The 22,376-nt window shown below is 46.1% G+C and carries 19 protein-coding genes and 3 tRNA genes; 21 read left to right on the top strand and 1 reads right to left on the bottom strand.

All coding sequences use genetic code 11. From position 1 onward, the window contains the following. The first annotated feature begins 61 nt into the window (after positions 1-61). From murI to VB077_RS03230, 11 genes are all read left to right on the top strand, one after another. Positions 62-946, top strand: a complete 885-nt coding sequence (murI, locus tag VB077_RS03280; protein ID WP_323413787.1) for a glutamate racemase — start codon at positions 62-64, stop codon at positions 944-946. A gap of 22 nt (positions 947-968) precedes the next feature. Then, complete coding sequence (glmS, locus tag VB077_RS03275; RefSeq protein ID WP_323413786.1) at positions 969-1,376, top strand: methylaspartate mutase subunit S; 408 nt, start codon at positions 969-971, stop codon at positions 1,374-1,376. Positions 1,377-1,389: 13 nt separating this feature from the next. Continuing rightward, a complete protein-coding gene (glmL, locus tag VB077_RS03270) occupies positions 1,390-2,769 on the top strand; it encodes a methylaspartate mutase accessory protein GlmL (protein ID WP_323413785.1) in 1,380 nt (459 codons plus the stop codon). A gap of 19 nt (positions 2,770-2,788) precedes the next feature. After that, entirely contained in the window at positions 2,789-4,243 is a 1,455-nt protein-coding gene (locus VB077_RS03265; protein ID WP_323413784.1) for a methylaspartate mutase subunit E, read from the top strand. Positions 4,244-4,867: 624 nt separating this feature from the next. Then, complete coding sequence (locus tag VB077_RS03260) at positions 4,868-6,145, top strand: methylaspartate ammonia-lyase (protein WP_323413783.1); 1,278 nt, start codon at positions 4,868-4,870, stop codon at positions 6,143-6,145. 636 nt (positions 6,146-6,781) lie between these two features. Next, positions 6,782-7,657: a fumarate hydratase gene (locus VB077_RS03255; protein ID WP_416337019.1), complete on the top strand. Its 876-nt coding sequence runs from the start codon at positions 6,782-6,784 to the stop codon at positions 7,655-7,657. Then, on the top strand, positions 7,657-8,214 hold the full coding sequence (locus tag VB077_RS03250; protein WP_323413781.1) for a Fe-S-containing hydro-lyase: 558 nt from the start codon (positions 7,657-7,659) through the stop codon (positions 8,212-8,214). Before VB077_RS03255 ends, VB077_RS03250 begins: the two co-directional genes overlap by 1 nt. Before the next feature lie 152 nt (positions 8,215-8,366). After that, a complete protein-coding gene (locus VB077_RS03245) occupies positions 8,367-9,689 on the top strand; it encodes an ATP-binding protein (protein WP_323413780.1) in 1,323 nt (440 codons plus the stop codon). Between the two features lie 5 nt (positions 9,690-9,694). After that, positions 9,695-10,366 (top strand): RloB domain-containing protein, encoded by a 672-nt coding sequence (locus tag VB077_RS03240; protein WP_323413779.1) that lies wholly within the window; start codon positions 9,695-9,697, stop codon positions 10,364-10,366. A 642-nt stretch (positions 10,367-11,008) separates the two neighbouring features. Next, entirely contained in the window at positions 11,009-12,256 is a 1,248-nt protein-coding gene (locus VB077_RS03235; RefSeq protein ID WP_323413778.1) for a globin-coupled sensor protein, read from the top strand. A 13-nt stretch (positions 12,257-12,269) separates the two neighbouring features. Next, positions 12,270-13,496, top strand: a complete 1,227-nt coding sequence (locus VB077_RS03230) for an HD domain-containing phosphohydrolase (RefSeq protein WP_323413777.1) — start codon at positions 12,270-12,272, stop codon at positions 13,494-13,496. A 28-nt stretch (positions 13,497-13,524) separates the two neighbouring features. On the opposite strand, the gene VB077_RS03225 is transcribed toward VB077_RS03230, so the two are convergent. Continuing rightward, positions 13,525-14,937 (bottom strand): RsmB/NOP family class I SAM-dependent RNA methyltransferase, encoded by a 1,413-nt coding sequence (locus VB077_RS03225; RefSeq protein WP_323413776.1) that lies wholly within the window; start codon positions 14,935-14,937, stop codon positions 13,525-13,527. 70 nt (positions 14,938-15,007) lie between these two features. On the opposite strand from VB077_RS03225, the gene VB077_RS03220 reads away from it, so the two are divergent. The 10 genes from VB077_RS03220 (at position 15,008) to VB077_RS03175 (ending at position 22,373) form a co-directional block, all read left to right on the top strand. Continuing rightward, positions 15,008-15,652, top strand: coding sequence for an O-methyltransferase (locus VB077_RS03220; RefSeq protein WP_323413775.1), 645 nt, complete (start codon positions 15,008-15,010; stop codon positions 15,650-15,652). 93 nt (positions 15,653-15,745) lie between these two features. After that, the gene (locus tag VB077_RS03215) at positions 15,746-16,648 is read left to right on the top strand and encodes an alanine-tRNA synthetase second additional domain-containing protein (protein WP_323413774.1); all 903 of its coding nucleotides are present in this window, start codon (positions 15,746-15,748) and stop codon (positions 16,646-16,648) included. A 23-nt stretch (positions 16,649-16,671) separates the two neighbouring features. After that, positions 16,672-17,394 carry a ribonuclease PH gene (rph, locus tag VB077_RS03210; RefSeq protein WP_323413773.1) on the top strand — a complete coding sequence of 241 codons (723 nt, stop codon included), beginning with the start codon at positions 16,672-16,674 and terminating at the stop codon, positions 17,392-17,394. 18 nt (positions 17,395-17,412) lie between these two features. Next, the gene (locus VB077_RS03205; RefSeq protein WP_323413772.1) at positions 17,413-18,024 is read left to right on the top strand and encodes an XTP/dITP diphosphatase; all 612 of its coding nucleotides are present in this window, start codon (positions 17,413-17,415) and stop codon (positions 18,022-18,024) included. 53 nt (positions 18,025-18,077) lie between these two features. Then, positions 18,078-18,155 (top strand) — tRNA-Pro (locus VB077_RS03200). A gap of 139 nt (positions 18,156-18,294) precedes the next feature. Beyond that, a tRNA-Arg gene (locus VB077_RS03195) sits at positions 18,295-18,371 on the top strand. 19 nt (positions 18,372-18,390) lie between these two features. Then, positions 18,391-18,466, top strand: a tRNA-His gene (locus VB077_RS03190). A 187-nt stretch (positions 18,467-18,653) separates the two neighbouring features. Beyond that, a complete protein-coding gene (locus VB077_RS03185; RefSeq protein ID WP_323413771.1) occupies positions 18,654-19,436 on the top strand; it encodes an IclR family transcriptional regulator in 783 nt (260 codons plus the stop codon). A 357-nt stretch (positions 19,437-19,793) separates the two neighbouring features. Further along, positions 19,794-21,041, top strand: coding sequence for a (Fe-S)-binding protein (locus VB077_RS03180; RefSeq protein ID WP_323413770.1), 1,248 nt, complete (start codon positions 19,794-19,796; stop codon positions 21,039-21,041). Between the two features lie 36 nt (positions 21,042-21,077). Further along, on the top strand, positions 21,078-22,373 hold the full coding sequence (locus VB077_RS03175; protein WP_323413769.1) for an FAD-binding oxidoreductase: 1,296 nt from the start codon (positions 21,078-21,080) through the stop codon (positions 22,371-22,373). Positions 22,374-22,376 lie beyond the last annotated feature (3 nt).

Raw genomic sequence — 22,376 nt, 5'->3', positions numbered from 1 at the left:
ACAAACTAGCGATTGAAGGTTTATATTATGAAGAGGTCTAAACAAATTCTGGAGGTGTCCTGTGAGACGTCAACATGTTATTGGAATGTTTGATTCGGGGGTCGGAGGACTCACGGTGATGAAAGAAATCCTTGAGCAGATTCCGGATCTTCGGATTATATATTTTGGAGATACAGCAAGAGTTCCTTACGGAAATCGAAGTAAAGAAGAACTGATTCATTTTGGAGAAGAAATTATTACTTTCTTGATTAGTCAGGGCGCAGAAGCAGTTGTCATCGCCTGCAATACGAGTTCAGCTAATGCCTTGCCTGAGCTAAAAAAGAATTTTGATATCCCTCTGATCGGAACGATTGAGCCGGGGGCCCGTCTGGCCGTGCATAAAACTTCAGGGGGAAAAATCGGTCTCATTGCCACAGAAGGAACGGTTCGAAGCAAGGCTTATAATTCGGCGATCAGCCGAGTTTTAGCGAAAGGGGTGCTTCCGGAGAACCGGGAATTAAGTGAAAGCTGGCAGGAGGGGGAGCAGCCGATAGCGCTAGTTAAATCACAGGCTTGTCCTTTATTTGTTCCATTGGTTGAAGCAGGGCTCTCGAAAACGCCGGAGGCTCGAGGCATTGCGCGTACATATCTTACCGGATTTGCTGCCGCCGGGGTGGATGCGTTGATTCTCGGTTGTACCCATTATCCCTTCCTCGTTCCCGTAATACGAGATGTTTTAGGGGAAAAGATTGCCTTGATTGATCCCGCAAAGGCAATGGTGGATGAACTTAGAAAGGTTTTGAAAGAACTAGATCAGGCTCAAGAAACGAAGACAATGAGCATCGTTAAGGAAACGTGGAAACTTCGTTTTTTTGTCAGTGGTGATCCGGAACTATTCCAAAGTGTCGGTAATACATTGCTTCCCGGACATATACAGGAGGTTCGGCAAGTCACCTGGGGGGATTAAAACCAGTGGGAGGGACAATCATATGGCCCAAAAAACAGTGGTTCTCGGTGTAATCGGCGCGGATGTCCATGCTGTCGGAAATCGCATTTTGGACTATGCTTTTTCACAGGCGGGATTTAAAGTGATCAATATCGGAGTGCTCGCCTCACAAGAGGAGTTCATTCATGCTGCAATTGAGACTGCCGCTGATGTAATGTTAGTGTCTTCGCTTTATGGACATGGAGAGATTGACTGCAGAGGATTTCGTGAGAAATGTTTGGAAGCCGGAATCGGTGATATCCTGCTTTATGTCGGAGGGAACTTGGTGATCGGTAAACAGGATTTCGCTGAGGTAGAAAAGCGTTTTAAAAAGATGGGTTTTGATCGGGTTTATCCGCCGGGAACAATGCCTGAGGTCGCGATCGCGGATTTGCATAAAGATCTGAAGTAGAGGAAGGGATACTATGCAGCATGTCCTTTTGATCGATTTTGGGAGTACCTACACGAAAATTACGATAGTCGAGCTGGAGACTGAAGAGATCATGGGGTCGGCTTCCGCCGCTACGACGATTGACACGACCATTATGGAAGGGCTGGATCAGGCTTTAGCCCAAATTCCAGAGCCAAAAGGGGGTTGGAATTTTGTACGCAGGCTCGCATGTTCAAGTGCGGCCGGCGGCTTAAAGATGATTGCCAGCGGTCTGGTTAAAGAGCTGACAGCGGAAGCGGCCAGGCGGGCTGCCCTAGGTGCGGGGGCACGTGTTCTTGAAGTATTCAGCTATGAATTAACTTCTCAGGATCTCGAAAAAATCACGGCTCTCCAACCGGATATTCTTTTGTTGGCCGGAGGGACCGATGGCGGCGATAAAAAGATTCTTCTGAAAAATGCAGAGCGCTTGTGTGAACTACCGATGAGTTTACCGGTCGTGGTTGCCGGTAATAAAGCGGCCTCGCCGCAAGCCTTCGAGCTTTTAAAACGATATCATTCTCCCGTGGTCTTAGCCGATAATGTGATGCCGGAGCTTAATGTTCTGAATGTTGATTCGGCACGCAAGGCCATTCGGGATTTATTTTTATCCAATATTATTCAAGCTAAGGGCTTAGATAAAGCAGAAGCGTTTATAGAAAGGGTCTTGATGCCAACCCCGGCAGCTGTTCTCTCGGCAGCCGAACTTTTGGCGAAAGGCTATGGTGAAGAGGAGGGGTTAGGCGAACTTTTGGTTGTCGATGTCGGTGGGGCGACAACCGATGTTCATTCACTGGCCATAGGAGATCCCAGCAAACCCGGAGTGATGCTTAGAGGCTTACCCGAACCTTACAGCAAACGTACGGTCGAAGGGGATTTGGGGATGCGTTACAGTGCCGGGGCCTTAGTTGAGGCCTCAGGCCGACGGCTGACTCAGTATTTGGGGTGGAGCACAGAAGAAATAAAGATTCAACTCGATCTTTATAAGCAAGACCCTTGGCGCCTTTCCAAAAATGAGCGGGAAATTCAGTTCGATACGGCTTTAGGCAGGATGGCTGTTGAGCTTGCGGTAAAACGTCATGCGGGAATGGTTGAGGTTGTGTATACACCTTTTGGTGCAACCTATGTCCAGCAAGGGAAAGATCTCACTCAACTTCCGGCCGTGATTGGCACGGGAGGCGTTTTAATTCACCATGCAAAGCCGGCCGAAATATTGCATGGAGTATTGTTTGATCCATCAGAGCCAACCGTACTTAAACCCCAGAATCCCGCTTTCTATTTAGACAAGGAATATATTCTTGCGGCGATGGGCTTGTTGCGGGAAATTGAGCCATTAAAAGCTTTACGTATGATGAAAAAATATTTGCTTAAGCTATAGATAACGGGAGGTAGAGCTCATGGAATTGACGGTTAAACAGATGGACCTCGAAGAGTTCGGGCGCCAACGCCAAGATGTTTTAGCTCAATGGGTTACGGGAAAAGAAGTTGATTTTGAGGAGGCCGTTGCTTACCATAAAGGTTTACCCTCCGGTAAGGTTTTCGCACATAAGCTTGAAGAGGGAAAACGTCAAGGGATTACGTTTGCACAACCCCGGGCGGGAGTGGCTCTTCTTCATGAGCATTTAGAGCTTTTGCAATATTTACAAGATGAAGGCGGCGCTGATTTTTTACCGACAACGATTGATTCCTATACGCGGCAGAATCGCTATGCGGAGGCCCAGGCAGGCATCGGCGAAAGTCGGGCGGCCGGGCGGTCAATGCTTAATGGTTTTCCGGCAGTCAATCATGGGGTAGCCGCCTGCCGTCAGGTTGTGGAAAAAATGCAAGTGCCGGTTCAGGTCCGTCATGGGACTCCCGATGCGCGCTTATTGGCAGAAATAACGCTTGCCGGGGGTTTTACGGCTTTTGAGGGCGGGGGAATTTCCTATAATATTCCGTATGCCAAAGATGTTTCGGTCGAGAGTACGATTAAATACTGGCAGTACGTCGATCGCCTGGTCGGTCTTTATGAAGAAAAAGGAGTAAGCATTAACCGGGAGCCGTTTGGTCCTTTGACGGGAACCCTAGTCCCACCGTCTGTTTCTCATGCGGTGGCGGTGATCGAAGGAGTCCTTGCTGTTGCTCAAGGTGTTCGGAGTTTGACATTAGGATATGGTCAATGCGGAAATTTGCTGCAAGATGTGGCAGCTCTTCGTACCCTGCCGGTGATTGCCGAGGAGTATCTGAAAAAATTGGGATATCCCCATTTTGATATCACGACCGTTTTTCATCAATGGATGGGCGGCTTTCCCCAGGATGAAGCCAAGGCATACGGTGTTATCTCTTGGGGTGCAACTGTGGCCGCATTGGGGAAGGCGACGAAGGTGATCGTGAAAACCCCGCATGAGGCCTTGGGAATTCCGACGAAGGAAGCCAATGCTGCGGGCATCCGGACGACAAAGCAGATTCTGAACATGCTCAAGGATCAAACTCTGCCGATGACTGAAGAGCTGGCCGTTGAGGAGAAAATGATTTTAACAGAGACGCGCTCTATTCTGGATAAGGTGTTGGAACTGGGAGAAGGAGATATGGCCGTGGGTGCAGTTCGGGCCTTCCAAGCGGGTGTGATCGACGTGCCGTTTGCACCAAGCCGGTTTAATGCGGGAAAGATTTTGCCGGCACGAGATTCGCAGGGTGCAGTGAGACTGCTCGATTTCGGGAACCTGCCCTTTGATGAAGAGATTAAATCATTTCATCGGGAGCGGATTGCTCAGCGCGGGCGCGACGAAGGCAGAGATCCGTCATTTCAGATGGTCATCGATGATATTTATGCGATCGGCAAAGGGATGCTCGTGGGGCGGCCGCGTTCGTAGGAGCGGAACTAAAATGCATGCTGCTTCGAAGTCTTACAAGGGTAGCTCGAATTTCTTGGGCTTCGGCACCGCTTTGGCCACGGTCGCTTAGGGCGCTCGCAGACCGAACTAAGACTTAAACTTGGAATTTGGGGAGGGGATCATCGCGTGTTTTCGCCTTCCATGGCACACGTGACGCTTGACACGTCCTGTGTCATCGCCGCCAAAATCGGCTCGCAGAGATGCTTGCCGTCCGTGGCGCACTCTGCACTCGGTACGTCCATGTACCATCGCTGCCTCTGTTGGCGGCGGCGCAACCTGTCGCCGCTAAGCTGTCTCTTGGGGTTGCGGCTCGGGGCGAAACCCTTCACTGGAGGGTTTCGGTCCTATGCGCCGTCCCGCTGAAGCTTCTGTCCCAAGTTTAAGTTAAGTTCGGTGAGCTGCTTACTTTAATACACTCCCTTTGGCCAAAGCGTTGCCTGGGGCTAATTGTTGGGGAATTTTGACAGCGGTTTTTGAAGTAGAACTTGGGTCTGACATGGGCAATTGCACGCTTGCCGTGTCTTCTTTGTAGAAGGGTGCAAGGAGAGTTCCCCTCTTACGGGGAAGCAACCTTTGATAAAATACTCTGAAGGAGGGTTTCTGATGAAAATTATTGAGGTACTGGCTTCTCCGGGGTTAACGGGTTTTTATTTTGATGACCAGGCGGCGATTAAGGCCGGGGCGGCACATGATGGTTTGGCTTATAAAGGCGAACCACTGACTTCGGGGTTTAAGGCTGTGCGTCAGCGCGGGGAATCGATTTCAGTCATTCTTTTGCTTGAAGATGGGCAAGTGGCTGCCGGGGATTGTGCCGCTGTGCAGTATTCCGGTGCCGGCGGGCGGGATCCGCTCTTTTTGGCCAATGAGTTCATTCCCATTATTCTCGAGGAAATCGCTCCCAAGCTAGTGGGTCAGGAATTGGATTCCTTTCAACGTCTTGCGGATTTGGTGGAGCATTCTGTTCGTCCGAATGGTGAGCGTTATCATACGGCAATTCGATATGGGGTGAGTCAAGCCATCCTGGATGCGGTGGCAAAAGCCAAAAAGGTTACGATGACGGAAGTGATTCTCCAAGAATATAATTTGCCGCTTGTGCTTGAACCTGTGCCGATTTTTTGCCAGACAGGTGATGATCGCTATGATAATGCGGATAAGGCGATTCTCAAACGGGCGGGAGTTTTGCCGCACGGGCTTATCAATAATGTTGAAACAAAGCTTGGCCCTAATGGGGAGCTTCTCTTAGACTATGTAAAATGGCTGCAAAAGCGAGTTAAAGAGCTTGGCGATCAAAATTATCGGCCGACGCTGCATATTGATGTTTACGGTACTATTGGTTTGGCTTTCAAAGATAATGTTGAACGTATGGTCGATTATTTTGCTGAGCTGGAAAAGGCAGCGGGTCCTCTTCATTTGCGGATTGAAGGACCGATGGATGCCGGCAGCAAGCAAGGTCAGATAGAACAGCTTAAAGCTCTGCGTAATGCCTTGAGGAAACGGGGTATTCAGGTTGAAATCGTGGCCGATGAGTGGTGCAATACGTACGAGGATATTGTTGAATTCGCGGATCAACAGGCGGCCGATATGGTACAGATTAAGACGCCCGACTTAGGCGGAATCCAAAATACGATCAAAGCGGTCCTTTATGCGAAGAAATTAGGTATAGGTGCATATGTCGGCGGTTCTTGCAATGAGACGGATTGCGGCGGTCGTACTGCCGTGCATGTAGCCTTGGCGACACAGCCTGCTCAGATGCTGGCTAAACCCGGGATGGGTGTAGACGAAGGGTATATGATTGTTCACAATGAAATGAATCGGACGCTTGAGATTTTACGCCATAAAGAGAAGTCGAAGACACATTCGCAGGATGCGTTTTGGTGGTGAACGGCTTGGGCAACGTTCGTTTGTGGCGCTTGCAGACCGAACTAGCGCTCAGGAGTCGGGCTACGGCAGGGTTCCCGGCAAAATCGCCATCCATGGCTCTGTTGCCGGCTGCGCACGTCCTGTGCGTAGCCCTGCCTTCGCCCGACTTCTTCGCTAAGTTCGGTGGCTGCTCGCTTTAATGCACTCTCTTTTGCCCAAGCCATTCTTGGTGTCTTTGTTAGGGTAATTCTATTGAGCTAATTGAATTACTTTGGGGACATTGCTTGGAGTGGCATTGGTATAAGCACCTATGGTGCATATACCTCGCCTTCTTTGGAGAGCAAGCCGTACCTGGGGCCTTTTGTTAAGGTAATGCTTATGAGCTGATCGAATTACTTTAGGGTATTTGCTTGGGTCGGCATTGGTATAAGCACCTGCGGTGCATATACCTCGCCTTCTTTGGAGAGCAGAACCATTCCAGGGGTTTTGTTAGGGAAATGCTTATGAGCAGATAGAATTACTTTGGGGATATTGCTTGGGTTGGCATTGGTATAAGCACTTGAGATGCTTATACTTCGCCTCTTTATGAGGAAAATAGATAGAACTTATACATAAAACGTCTATCAAGCTAAACGCTTTGCAATAGAAGAAATACATATGAAGGGAGAGGAAAAATTGAAAAGGATTCACATCAACACAATTATCGATGCCGTAGAAAAACTCTGTATCAAAGCGAATTATGATCTCGGAAAAGATGTCATTGCAAGTTTTAATAAAGCCTTAACGACAGAAGAATCTCCTTTAGGCCGAGAGGTGTTTGCCAGGCTGATTGAAAATGCCGCGATTGCCCATGAAGAACGGGTTCCAATGTGCCAGGATACGGGGATGACCGTTATTTTTGTGGAGCTGGGGCAGGATCTCCATATCGAAGGTGGATTGCTGACAGATGCTCTTAATGAAGGGGTGCGTCGGGGGTATGAAAAAGGATACCTTCGCAAATCTGTAGTCAATGATCCGTTTGAGCGGGTGAATACGCAGGATAATACTCCGGCGATTATCCATTATGATCTTGTTCAGGGGGACGAGCTACATATTACGGTTGCTCCGAAAGGGGCAGGCAGTGAAAACATGGGAGCTATAAAAATGTGCAAACCTTCTGATGGCTTAGAAGGGGTAATGCAGTTTGTTGTTGATACTGTGGATAAGGCCGGAGGGAACCCTTGTCCGCCGATTATCGTGGGTGTCGGTGTAGGCGGCAATATGGAGAAAGCGACCTTATTGGCTAAGAAAGCACTGACGCGTGATGTGGGAGTTCATAATCCGGAAGAACGTCTGGCAAAGATCGAGGAGGAATTGTTGGAACGAATCAATAAACTGGGGATTGGGCCTCAAGGGTTTGGCGGTGTGAACACTGCCTTAGCGGTTAACTTGGAAGTTTATCCGACGCATATCGCGATGCTCCCTGTGGCGGTGAATATTAACTGCCATGCTGCCCGCCATAAAGAGATTACGCTCAAGGGGAGGGAAGAATAATGGCTGAGGCAGTTCGCATTGAAACACCGCTTACGCATGAAAAGTTAGCACAGCTGAAAACAGGCGATAATGTCTTAATCAGCGGTGTGATCTATACAGGGCGGGATGCCGCCCATAAAAAAATGGTTGAGGCTTTGGCCCGGGGTGAAGAGCTCCCCTTTGATGTAAAAGATCAGGTTATCTTTTTTGTAGGGCCGACTCCTCCTAAACCGGGTCAAGTGATCGGTTCAGCGGGACCTACGACAAGCTATCGGATGGATGTGTATTCCCCAATACTGATTGAGCGGGGATTAACCGGTATGATCGGCAAGGGTCTGCGTTCTGAGGAAGTTGTTGCAGCCATGAAAAAGTATGGTGCTGTTTACTTTGGAGCCATTGGAGGTTCAGGTGCATTATTGGCCAAGCGAATTACAGCTGCCGAGGTGATCGCTTATCCGGAACTTGGCCCGGAAGCTGTACGGCGGCTTGAGGTCAAGGACTTTCCGGTGATGGTTATCATTGATCAAGAGGGCAATAACCTTTACGAAAAGGGAAAGGCACAGTATCGTCGAATTTAATTGCACATAAACAAGGGAGGCCAAAGATATGCCTCTCTTATTTATTTTGAAATATACTCGCAAAATATAATAAGCAGTTTGACTTATGGGCAGAATATAACATATTATATAAATATGATTTTGCAATTATATTGCAGAATGGGGGATAAAATATGCTGCTAGAATTTAGAGCCATTAACTACAAATCGTTCAAAGACGAACTTGTTTTCTCTTTGGTTCCCGCCCCTAAACAAAAAGGGCTGGATTATAGCATATTGAAAACACAGATTGGCAAGAAAACATATAAAGGATTATGTTCTGCTGTGATTTATGGCCCGAATGCCTCCGGAAAAACCAATATTATCGGGGCGATGGATACCTTTAAATCTATTGTTCTCAGGGGCAATATCCGCAATGATGATGAAAAGAGTGACCCCAACGCTGCCGCCAGCGCCTTAGAGCTAATTCCCAATAATACAGATTTTGATCATACACCGGTTACGTTCTCCATCAAATTCATTGAGGAAAATTTATTGATTGAATATGGCTTCACCGCTGACCTAGGAAACTTTTTAGAAGTGGATTACTCTAGAAAGCTATTAGCGGAAACGCTAAAAATTAATGAAGAATTGGTTTTCACTCGTAACGAAGGTTTAGAAATTGGTTCTTTAGACTGCATTCAAGATTTTCTGGTGAACGCCTTTGAACAGAACGCGGAAAGTGTTATTGCCATCGCAAAGAACAATCTTAATGACGAAGAATTGTTTTTGTTGAATGGCTTTAAAACTATGTTTAGTTCTAAGCTGGTATCGCTGATTACGAACTGGCTGGATAAAAAGTTCATGGTTATTTATCGGGCCGATTCAATGCATCTGATTCACAAATTCAGCGATCCAAAAAGAAAATCGATCTATATTGAAAAAACACTGAATGAAGCCGCTGCATACTTTGGCATCAATTCCAACGCGCTGGGCTATGTGATTGAAGGTGAAAGCAACGAAGCAAAACTCTGCTCTTTGTTTCAAAGCAAGGATAAAGGCACCGCTATTCCCGCCGAGTTGTTCGAGTCTTACGGAACTATTCGCTTTGTCAATATGTTTCCATTGGTGGTTAACGTTTTGATGAATGGCGGTACCCTGGTGGTAGACGAGTTTGACGCATCAATCCATCCAATGGCGCTGATGAGCATCATTAACATTTTCCATAACGATGATATTAATATCCACCATGCGCAACTTATCTTCAATACCCACAATCCAATTTTTTTGAATGCCAACCTGTACCGGCGCGACGAAATCAAATTTGTAGAGCGGGATGAGGTTACCCATTGCAGCGCCCACTATTCACTCTCTGATTTTGGTACAACGGGAAAATCCGGTGTCCGAAAGAATGAAGATTATATGAAAAACTACTTTGTTGATCGTTACGGTGCTAATAAGGATATTGATTTCACACCAATTTTTGAAAGCCTGCTGGACGGCAGAAACGAGGTGTGACGCCCATGAGAAAAGAAACGAAAAAATACTATTTTTCTGTTGAGGGTGAAACGGAAAAATGGTATCTGCAGTGGCTGCAAAATGCAATCAATTCCGATCCCAATACCCAATATAAAGTAAAACTTGATTGCCCAATCCAAAAAGATCCACTGAAACGCGCAAAAGGGCTTATTGCGCTGGGAAAAACGAAGATTACACATGTGCTTGACTATGAGAGTGAGGAACCAATCCATGTGCAGCAATTTAGAACTGCGTTGGATCGTATGAAAGAAGCACAGAGTAATCGTGTTGGCAAAGGTATCACATACCACCTTGGTTACACTAATTTCACGTTTGAATTATGGATAGTACTGCATAAAGCCGACTGCAATGGTATATTAGCGCATCGCCGCCAGTATCTCGCTCCAATCAACAGAGCCTATAAGGAAAACTTTGAAAACCTCGACCAATATAAGCATGAGGACAATTTCAAACGGATTCTTAGCAAATTAACACTGGACGATGTCCGGGAGGGTATTCGGAGAGCCAAAGCGATAATGCAGAAAAATAAAGAAGACGGTCTTGTTTTAAAGCATTATAAGGGTTATAGCTATTACAAGGAAAGTCCGTCGCTCTCGATTTGGGAGACTATAGAAGAAATTTTAAAAGATTGCAAATTACTAAAATTGGAGGATTGACATATAAAATTGCACTATTGAAAAAGGCTCCCCATCAATGTTTTAATTTATTCTTCACAATAAGTTCACAGTTTTTTAAGCTTCCTTTTATATTTTTCTGATATACTAATTTACATCTTAGAGTGATTTGAAATTATCAAGAATGAACAACAACTGAGAATCGGATAAGATTAGAAACTTAATATTGAAAACGTATAAAGTAGAATTAGGGAGATGTGGCCTGTGTGGATTTGTCCGGTTTGTGGTTCAAAGGAAATTGGTAGAATTAGCAGGGAACGTTATTTTTGTGGCGAATGCTGTAATGAATGGACTAAGGATAAAGATGAAATTGCCGTTTACCAGATTGCTTTAGACGGTAGTGTAGTTCGTTTGCGGAGCAGAGGGATAGGAAGACCATCCGCGAGCTCTCAAGACGACTCAATTTATTCGAAGCGTAACGTCAGTTAAAGCGCGTTAAAAAAGTCCTGTCGAGTATAAAATCGGCAGGATTTTTTCTAGTTATCAAGAAGAATACTAAATGGTTAAAGTTTAATCAGAATTTTGCCGATAGTATTATGAATCACCTGCATAAAGGAAACTTACTTCAGGTGGAGCTTTAACTCCATCATTACATCTGTCATGGAATGAAAGGGGAAAATAATAATGATTCAACTTCATCAATTCGATCTTAATGAATCGTTACAGTTGCTTCGAATAGATGATCAACAATTGGCTTTGCTCAAAGAATTACGTCCACTTATCGAACGTGATGTCGACGATATTGTTCGCCGTTTTTACGGTCATGTCTTATCAATCCCTGCGCTTAAGGCAATTATCGACGAATATTCGGCTCTTGAAAAACTTAAAGTAACCATGAAGAAATATATCCTTTCGATTTTTACGGATAAAATTGATGAGGAATTTATGGCTTGGCGTGTGACGATCGGAAATGTACATAAACGGATCAATTTACCGCCCTTTTATTATTTAAGCTCTTATCAGGTGCTCTATGATGAAATATTGCCGCGTATTCAGCAGCAATATCGGAAAAAGCCGGAGCAGGCGTTTAAATTAACTCTTGCTCTGCTTAAAATTTTGAGTTTCGATCAGCAGGTCGTTATGGCAAGTTATATTCAGTCTTATATACAAGAGCTTGATAAGAAAGTAGAGCTCGAACAAGCCTATGGCGAGATTGATAGTTTGCAGCGCCGTGTAAGTGAGGCGAGCCAAGCTTTAGCCGCGACTTCCGAAGAAACTGCTGCCTCTGCCTCGCAAATGCATGAGGCAACCGAAATGATCTCCACGAACGCCGGTGAAGCCGCCCAGTTCTCGAGGAAGGTGGATAGCCTGGCCCAGGAAGGCTCACACAAGATTCAACAGATTTCCGAGCGCATTTTAGGATTAGCGGATATGACGGCTCAAATGCAGAATAGGATGGTTGAGCTTGATGAAAGCTCAGCAAGAATTGCCAGTATTACTGATGTGATTAAAGAGATCGCCTCACAAACGAACCTCCTCGCATTAAATGCTGCGATTGAGGCAGCTCGGGCCGGCGAAAGCGGCCGAGGCTTTGGAGTTGTGGCTGAGGAAGTGAAGAAGCTCGCGAATAGCTCCGAGCAGTCTGTAAAAGAGATCAGTGCAATGATTACGCTGACTAAACAAAACACCTCAGCCGTCAATAAAGCAATTGAGGAAACGACGAAAGAAATGCAAGGGGCAGCTACTGAGGCACGTGAAGTCGTGAGCCGATTTAAAGATATCATGTCAGCCATCGAAGCCAGCATCCAACAAGTTCAAGAAATCGCCGGCCAGATTGATGCCCTGACACAAACAGCAGCTCAAATTGGCGCAGCTTCGGAAGATGTAGCAAACTCGGCAACCTCTTTAGCTCAGATGGGACTCCGAGAATAGGGAGGAAATAGTCATGACACCGGAAATTGCATCCCTTATTCGACGGATGTGGAGCTTTTCTAAAGCACTGGACCTTGCTTTAGTGGATGAAGAGATTGAAAAAGGATTTCATGCCCATATCGGGCATCGGCATGGGGAAAGGGTAGCCTATATTGCCTTGAGCCTTGGTGAAAAGTTGAAGATGTCTGAAGATGACTTGGTTGCTCTAATGGTCTCGGGATTGCTGCATGATATCGGCGCCGTCGGCGGGTTTCGAAAGTATCATGGAGATACTCGGCTCATCAGGGAACATTGTGTTTTAGGATCGGAAATTGTCAGCCTTTTCCCGGAAGGTGACATTCTTGCTCCGGCCATTCGTTTCCATCATGAAACTCCGGATATTAACCATAGCGCTTTAAAACAAAGACCGGAAGATGTTCCTTTTCTTGCCAAGATATTAGCCCTCGCGGACAGGGTCGATGTAGCCTTAAGTCGAAAAGTGCTGAAAAAGGCAGATAAAGATAAACTGACACGTTGGGTAGTAGACCATAACGGAGGATTATTCTATCCTGAGGTCGTTCCGGCTTTTCTCAAGCTGGCCCAACAAGAAGCATTTTGGCTCGATTTAGAACAGCCAGATCTAATGCATATTGCTTTTCAAAAGTTAGGAGTAAATTCGGATCTATTGTTAACGGACAATGTGGGCACCCAATTTACGGCTATTCTTGCTATGACCTTCGCCGATTTGATTGACCAAAAAAGTGCCTTCACCGCTCGACATTCTCAGTCCGTATCGGAAACGGTGGAGAGGTTAGCGAAAGCAGTGGGATGGGACGAGAAGGCGGTAGAGACTATACGTGTGGCGGGACTTTTGCATGATTTAGGCAAGCTCTCTGTTCCTCGAAAAATCCTTGATAAACCGGGGCACTTGGACCCGGATGAGATTGAAGTGATACGGACACATACCTACTACACGTATCGATTATTGGATGAAGCGGGTTTCCCTATTCAGGTGGTACGTTGGGCCGCTTTCCATCACGAGCGGCTTGACGGAACAGGTTATCCTTTTGCACTGGCGAAGGACGAACTGGATATGGGAGCTCGTTTAATGACGATCGCAGACATCTTTGCAGCCCTAACGGAAGAGCGCCCTTATCGCAAAGCACTGAGTGAGGGTGTGGCTTTAGATATCATGCAAAAAGGGGCCGGAACGCAGGTCGATCCGGAGCTGATGAAAGTCGCCTGGAAAGCATTAAGTTAGTGTCATTAAGTAAGTTCCCTTTATAGCCCTAGCGTTTCCTATATTCTTTGGGATAGTGATTTTTTAGGAGTCCCTGAACACGTTTTCCCCAACCGAGCGGAAATTCGTCTACGCCGATGAGAACCCATCCATTGGGTCCTTCTTGAGGAATGGCTTCACCATGAAGATAGCGATCAAGCAGCGGATCATTTGGAGAAAAGGCGTGATAGGAGGAAACGGAGTCCTGAGTTAAGGCGAGGGCAAGGGAGTAACCCGGTTGAAAACGACCGGGCTTTTTTTCGCCCAAATACAATCCCGGACGCAGAATGGTTAATCCCTGAAAATCAAGATCCGTTGCCGGGACCGCGTAAAGGTGATTTCCAAAGGCGAGAATATTTTCAGGGGATAAGCGTTGGGTTAATCCCAGTTCCGGATTTAACGGGGACAAGGCTTCTTCGACAAATTTATCAAGTTCCGGGTGGTCAGGTTTTGCTGACTGTTTTGATCGTGAAGAAGGGTTGGATATGGGTTTTTGCTTTTTCCCTTTGGGGGCGGTGTATCCGCAAGAATTGTCCTTTAAAAGCGAAACGATAAAATGCCCTTCACCGCGGAGGCGATGGGGATAAAGACGAACAGCCTCCGGCAGAGCGGAGGGGTGCACAAAATCTGCATCAGGATCAGGCTGAGCGAGGGGGCGAAATTCCGGATGAGAATCGAGGAAACGAAGAATAACTTCTTCGTTCTCTTGGGGTGCAAAGGTACAGGTTGAGTATACAAGACGTCCGCCGGGGCGGACGAGAGCTGCGGCTGATTCTAAGATCAAAGCTTGTCGATGGGCGCAGGAGAGCACATGCTCCGGGGACCATTCGTCCATGACTTCCGGATCTTTGCGAAACATGCCTTCTCCGGAACAAGGGGCATCCAGCAGAACTCTATCAAAAAAACCGGGGAGACGACCGGCGAGTTGATCAGGGCTTTCATTGGACACGATGACATTGGGTGCCCCCCAGCGGTCCATATTTTGAGCCAGAATCCTTGCCCGAGTCGGTTGAATTTCGTTGGACCAAAGAAGGCCTTGGCGGTTTAAACATGCCGCAATTCCCGTTGATTTACCGCCGGGGGCAGCCGCCAAATCCAAAATCCGCTCACCGGGTTGGGGATCTAAATAGTAAAGCACAGCCATTGCCGATGGTTCCTGTAAATAATAGACCCCGGCCGCATGATAGGGATGTTGCCCGGGATAAGTGGTATAATTATAATAAAAGCCGTCTTGGGCCCAGGAAATGGGCTCAAGTTCAAAGGGCCAACGCTCGAGAAAAGTCTTGGCACTGATTTTTAGAGTATTAACTCTTAAACCGTTAAGGCGGGGAGAATCATAGGTGGCAATAAAGGATGGAAATTCTTCCTTGAGCTCCAGTGCCATGCGTTCTTTAAAAGGTTGAGGAAGTTTTGTGGAAAGCAATGTAAATCCTCCTTGTACGGATATTTCGGATGTAATTATATCAAATTCATAATAAGAAAGGACAGACTGCGTGTTTTATTCTTTTGAGTTGGAACAATATTTGGGAGAACTGCTGCCGGAGAGAGAAGAACTTTTAAAGGAAATGGAATCACAATCATTGCAAGAGACAATTCCTGTTGTAACTCCGCCTGTAGGCAATTTCTTAGCATTTCTTGTCAATATGAGTCATGCATCACGAATTCTAGAGATCGGAACGGCGATCGGTTACTCGACCTTATGGCTTGCCCGAGGGTTCGAAGGACGTGAGGGAAAGATTACGACAATTGATCTTAACGTGGATCGGGCTAAGCGGGCCGTGGGTTACTTTAAGAGGGCGGGAATAGAGGATCAGGTAGAGGTTTTATTTGGGGATGCTCGCAAGATTATCCCTACCTTAAAGGGCGATTTCGACTTTGTTTTTGTTGATGCGGCTAAAGGGGAATATCTGGACTATCTCAATCTGGTTTTACCGTGTATTGCACCGGGAGGAATGCTTGTCGTTGATAATGTCCTTTTTAGGGGCTGGGTTGTTCCCGGCTCAAAATTTGCTCCGAAATATGATCGTTTAGTGGGTCATTTGCGCGAGTTTTTAACTAATCTAACCCAAAATCCCGATTTCCAGACAAGTGTGCTTCCCTTAGGTGATGGGGTTTCGGTGAGCATTCGCAAACACTAAGAATCATTGCTTCACGTATAGCTTTTGTTTACAATAAGCATAGTAGATAAGGGGGTGGGGAAGATTTTTTCGCTTTTTGTGCAGGACCATCTGATGCAAGCGGTGTATTTTGCACCCCGAGGGAAGAAACGTTTGCTTTTTTTAGGAAGTAATCTGCAGAACCGCTATTTAAGTCCCGGGGATAAGTTAATCGGTTTTTTAGGGGATGCAGGTGCGGGAAAATCTTTATTGATTCGGGGTATGTTTCCGGGGTTGGAGCTGACCAATGATGATAATGGGATCAATGTCCGGCCGCTTCCTTTACTGGAGGATGCCGACCGCGATCATTTCCGCTTTCACACATACCATGTTGATGTGCGCTTTGAAACGGCGTTTACCCAGCCGTGGAGAATAGCCGAAGCGATTAAGAAGGCTCTGAACAAAGAACGACGGGTTATCATTGAACATTTTGACCTCATCTATCCTTTTCTCCAAATCAATGCCGAGGTCCTGATCGGGATTGGGGAGGAAGTTATCGTGACCCGCCCAACGGTTTTTGGACCGGAACCCCAAGAAATTGCCGATATTGTTTTTAAATCGATTAAATATCGAAGAATGGCCCATTCGGCTGAGGATATTACCTCCAAGATTCTTGAAGAGATGGGGATTGAACAACCCCAGGTACACAGTGAAATTAAACATGGTTTTGTTCTGGAGCTTCCGGGAAAACCGGATATTGATCTCGATTTGCTCGAAGAAAGAGTGAGGCGGGTTATCCGTGCGGATTTGCCCATCAGCTTTGGCGATGAGGATCATATCCGATTGGGGGAAAGTTCCTATCCGTGTACCGGTCCTCGTTTACATGTCAAAAGAACTTCGGAAATTGAGAATTTTCGGCTTCTCAAAGAGTTCCGTTTTGATCCTATTCAAAAGCTCTATACCATTGCCGGAGTTGTAGGTGGGGAAATTCCGTCGCGCTCAGTGGCTTTAGTGGGGAAGCGCGATCTAAAAGTGTAGCATAAAGAGAAAGAAGGCTGGATATGAAACGTTATGATGGACGTGAGGCAGATCAATTACGCCCGGTAAAAATTACGAGAGGTTTTACACAGAATCCGGAGGGTTCTGTTCTTATTGAAGTGGGGTTAACACGAGTGCTATGCACGGCTTCGGTCGAGGAGAAGGTTCCTCCTTTTCAAAAAGGTACGGGTTTAGGCTGGGTCACTGCCGAATACTCGATGCTGCCCAGGGCAACCCAAGTAAGGACACCGCGGGAAGCATCAAAGGGAAAATTAACGGGGCGGACCATGGAAATTCAGCGTTTGATCGGACGGGCATTGCGCTCTGTAGTTGATTTTAAAAAACTGGGTGAACGTACGATTTGGATTGACTGCGATGTGCTTCAAGCGGATGGAGGCACGCGTACCGCTTCAATCACCGGAGCGTATGTCGCCCTTTATGACGCGATTCAGCATTTAATGGAAAAAAGAACTTTAAAGGAAAATCCGCTTCAGGATTCCCTTGCGGCAATATCTGTAGGGAAAGTGGATGGGGTTCCTATTTTGGATCTTGCTTATCCTGAAGATTCACGGGCTGAAGTGGATATGAATGTCGTGATGACAGGTGCGGGAAAATTTGTTGAAATTCAAGGGACAGCCGAGGAAGTACCCTTTGATCGCAATGAACTGGACCAATTCTTAGGGCTTGCTGAAAAGGGTATCCGTGAATTGATGAGCGAACAGAAAGCCGCTTTAAAGCTGGTTTAAAAGGCAGGTTATGAAGCGATGAAGATATTGCTGGCGACTCAGAATCAAGGTAAGGTAAAGGAACTGCAGGAGATGCTTGCCGATGCTCGAATCGATGTGCTTTCCTTGCGGGACATCCCCGATTGGGAAGAGGTTGAGGAAACAGGTCAGACGTTTGCTGAGAACGCGGCGCTCAAAGCGCATGCGGCTGCCGAGCGGACAGGGTATATTGCTCTAGCCGATGACTCGGGATTGGAAGTTGATGCCCTGGGAGGTGCTCCTGGCGTTTATTCGGCACGTTACGCGGGTGAGCCTAAAGATGATGAAGGCAATAATAATAAACTCCTCCAGGAGCTAAGGGAAGTTCCCGATGAGGAAAGAACAGCACGTTTTCGCTGTGCTTTGGTGATTGCCACACCTGAGGGACAGGAATTCTTGACTGAAGGAACGCTAGAAGGGCGCATTCTGCGCGCTCCGCGCGGTCATGAAGGGTTTGGCTATGACCCGTTATTCTTCATTCCGGATTTTGCACGGACGATGGCCGAATTAACGATCATTCAAAAAAATAAGATAAGTCATCGGGCTCAAGCTTTTCAAAAGGCAATCCCGATTTTGAAAGATCTTATTTCCCAAAAACAACGTGTTTTTTAATTTTAGACTTGACTCTATTAAAACAATCAGATACAATAATCATTGTCACTGAACGGGGCATAGCGCAGTTTGGCTAGCGCGCCTGCCTTGGGAGCAGGAGGCCGGGGGTTCAAATCCCTCTGCCCCGACCATTTCAGAAATCCGAAGTCAGGGGTCAGAGGTCCGAGTGAATGCAGTCCTTTGTCGTGACATAGGGGTTAAGGAACAATGCTTCGAAGTCCGCTTGGGTCGGATAACGGACATCGGAAATCGCACCTCAGATATCGACGGGCGCCTGTAGCTCAGTTGGATAGAGCATCTGCCTTCTAAGCAGGTTGTCGGGAGTTCGAATCTCTCCAGGCGCACCATTTTATATTTATCATCATGGTGGATGTGGCGAAGTGGTTAACGCACCGGATTGTGGCTCCGGCATTCGTGGGTTCGATCCCCATCTTCCACCCCATAATAACAAAAGCAAGCATTGGAATTTATTTCCGATGCTTTTTACTTATAATAAAGGAATTAATAAAGAAATTTCGACTAAAATCAGCTTGACTTAACTATTTAAAAAAGTCATACTATTTTTGTAACCGTATTGAAACGGGGTTTCAGATATTGGAACTATTCTTTGACATAATGGGGGTTATTCCGTGGCAGAAAAATATGTGCAAACGTTGGAGCGTTCCCTGGACATCCTTGAGGTTCTGGCACAGTCTGATGAGGCTTTAGGTGTAACAGAAATCGGGAATCGAATCAGCCTTCATAAAAGTACAGTCCATCGCATTCTCCAGACGCTTTGTTATCGGGGTTATGTGGAGAAGGAAAGAGAAAGTGAACGCTACCGTTTAGGAATCAAAATCGTGGAGTTGGGAATCCGCTTTTTTAATGATTTAGAAATACAGAAAGTAGCGTCTTCACTTATGGCAGGGCTGGCGAAATCACTCGATGAGGTTGTCAATCTCGTTTTACCTGATGATGGAGAAGTTGTTTATATCGGCAAAACCGAAAGCTCTCATGTTGTGAGCATGCAATCCAAAGTAGGACGCAGAGCACCTATGCATTGTACTGCGGTCGGCAAGGCCATTCTTTCAACTTTGCCGGAAGATGAGGTCCTCCACATTCTGGAGGTTAAGGGAATGCCGCGAAATACGCCTAATACCATTACCGAGCCAAAGAAACTTCTCGAAAATCTGCAAGAAATCAAGGATACTAAGATCGCTATCGAGCATGAAGAAAACGAAATTGGAGTCATATGCTTGGGAACTCCTATTTTTGATTACTCCGGGCGAGTGATTGGAGCGATAAGTGTTTCCGGTCCGGCAAGCCGTATGGAGGAAAAGGGAATTGATAAGATTGGTGAGGCCCTAAAAAAGGTGGGCGAAGAAATTTCCGTCAAACTGGGTTATAATCTTTATTCATCGAAACATCGTTAATCTTGCTATGACAAACTGCTTCACTGTCAAAAAGTGTCGAAACGACGTTCTGTATAGTGGAACAAGGGGAAGCGTTTTGCCGGGGTGATCTTTAAAGGAAGGGTGATATTATGATTATAAGAAGCGGGTAATAGCGTCAAAATTTCAGTTTACGGCAATAATTATAGTATTTAAGCACTAAGATTACCCCAAATAGCATTCTTATATTCGACAAGAAGTTGCAGGATCTCCCAGTAATGATCTTGAATTCAGAAAAATTTGAGTTATAATATTCATTAGTCAATTAAATTTATTCACTTTTTAATATCTGCCTAGGTGGTCTTACCGTCTGACACGGGAAAAAAGGAGGAGATTTAAGTGGGGGTTTTGGCAGACGCATATGAAATGCTCAACACGTGTAATAAATGCGGGTCTTGCCATACAGCTTGTAAAACATACAAGGTGGATGGAGCAGAGACACGGGTTGCACGGGGTAGGGTGCAACTGATCAAGGCAGTTGTTGATGGAAAGCTAGATCCAAACGATCCAGTATATGAAGATGCGATTATGAGCTGTCTTGTCTGTGGAGAATGTGCTCTTGCATGCCCGAGTGGGGTTCATGCAAATGAACTGGTTATGCTTGCGCGACGTGAACTAAAATTACAAAAAGGAATTCATCCTTTTGTTAAATCATTCGCCTTAAAGACTTTAGCAGATCCGAAGAAACTTGACCGTGGTTTCAAACTTTTCAGGGGTATGGGAAAAAGTACACTTGAAAAGATTGATGGTATGGACTTCTTCCGGGGGATCGATATTAAGAATTTCCCTGTTGCAAAAAAACCATTTCTTGAACAAGTTCCCGAGAAGATTACAGTTAAAAATCCTCAACATAAGGTTGCTTTTTATGTGGGTTGTTTCTTGAACTACTCCTTAGATGGATCCGCCCATTCAATTGTTAAAGTATTAACCAAAAATGATTGTGAAGTGACTATCCCGAAGGATCAAGTATGCTGCGGGTTGCCGCAATATGCTTATGGAGATTTTGAAACAGCTAAGGTCAATGCCCGGAAAACCATTGAAACCTTCTTAGCTAAAGATGTCGACGTCATCCTTACCGGTTGTGCATCTTGTGCATCGATGCTTAGGAACGAATATCTTAATCTCTTTGCTGATGATCCAAATTATCTGCCACAGGTTCAAATGTTCTGCAACAAAGTTGTAGAGTTCTCTGAATATATGGCACAAATCGGTGTCGATCCTTCAAAACTCCATAATTCCACTCCGACTAAAGTCACTTATCATGATCCTTGTCACATGGTAAGAGGCATTGGTGTAACAAAAGAACCTCGTCAAATGTTGCAAATGCTTCCGAGGGTTGAATTCGTTGAAATGAATGAAGCCAATCGCTGCTGTGGTGCTTCCGGTCTTGTGCAAGCCTTCTACCACGATATTTCGACGAAGATTACTCGTCAAAAAACGAGTAACATTAATGATACCGGAGCGGACGTCGTGGCCACAAGTTGCCCGGCATGCATTTTACGGATTCAGACCGGAGTCAGTTTGGCAGGTCAACATCAAAAAGTAATGCATGTGGCTGACTTAATGGCTCAGGCTTACGAAGATTAGAATGAGTTTCGAATAAACGAAGAAGGGCGGGTAGTCATGAGCAACGCAATCATTAGTAAGTTAAAAGGGATTGTCGGCGACCCAAATGTTATTGACAACCCATCGGAGATGGCTAAATATCTTAAAGGAACCGGAAAACCGGCAGCGGTAGTCCTTCCCGGAAATGCTTCCGAGGTATCCGGTGTTGTTGCATTGGCAAACGAGGAAAATATTAAAATCTCCGTCGGTGGGCAAGTGGCTGATACCCGGGATTTAGGAGAGGGTATCGTCTTAATCATGGCTCGTATGAATAAAATCATCGAGATGGATCATCAGAATCTTGTGGCTGTAGTCGAGCCTGGGATGACCCATCAAGAGTTTATTAAGCAAGTCGAGGCAGCAGGGTTGTATTTTCCTCCGGAACCCTATGCCGTGGATACAAGTTCTATCGGTGGCTGCTTTGCAATCGGTGATGCGGATTCGCAGACCTTTAAATATGGCCCGACACGGACGTTCCTCTTGGGTTTTGAAATGGTTCAGCCTACCGGTGAAATTATGGAGATCGGGAACAAATGTATTAAGAACGTTTCCGGATTAGACTTCATCCACCTTGCAGTGGGCAGTAAAGGGACGTTGGGGATCTTTACCAAGCTGTTGGTGAAACTCTTACCGATGCCGGCTGTCAAGAAGGCCGTTGTCGCTCGTTTTGCTTCTCTGCATATGGCCAATGCAACCTTCAATACGATCATTAAACGGAATATTCAACCTGACCGCATTAATCTGATCAGCGAAAGCTTGGTGAAAGATGTTCTTCCGGGTCAAGGGCACCTTGCTTTGATCGATTTGAAAGGCTTTGTTCAGTCATCTCAAAACCTGGCGAATGAAATTGCCGCTGTTTTTAGCTTAGGCGGGGGCACAGATGTCCAAATTATCGATGATGATGCAGCTTACGAGAATGTCATTAACGCATGGCTTAAGGCTCGTCAAGCCGTGAATCATAAGCCTGAGCAAGTTATTGAATTTGCTGTGGGACCGAAAAAAATGCCGCAAGCACTTACTCAATTAGAAGGAATTGTCGGAGATCTGGGAGCTTGTCCGGGAGTTGTCGTCGAGGGATTGTTAGGATTTGCACGTGTCCTCCTGCCGGAGAATGCGGACATGACGGCTTCGGCCCAAAAGATCAACAAAATGGCGATGTCTTTGGGTGGCAATGTCACCGGCCTTTTAGGCTGCCAACTGAAGTGTGAAGCATATAATGATGCGGAAATGTGGTCTGCGACTACAGAAATTATCAATGGACTTCGCCACAAGTTTGATCCTAAAGGGATTATTAATCCTGGAGTAAGTCTGTAGGCT

Origin of the sequence: Desulfitobacterium sp., assembly GCF_034927245.1 — a bacterium.
Lineage (GTDB): Bacteria > Bacillota > Desulfitobacteriia > Desulfitobacteriales > Desulfitobacteriaceae > Desulfitobacterium_A.
The sequence above is the reverse complement of the archived record's forward strand: the minus strand, read 5'-3'. Positions and strand labels throughout refer to the sequence as shown.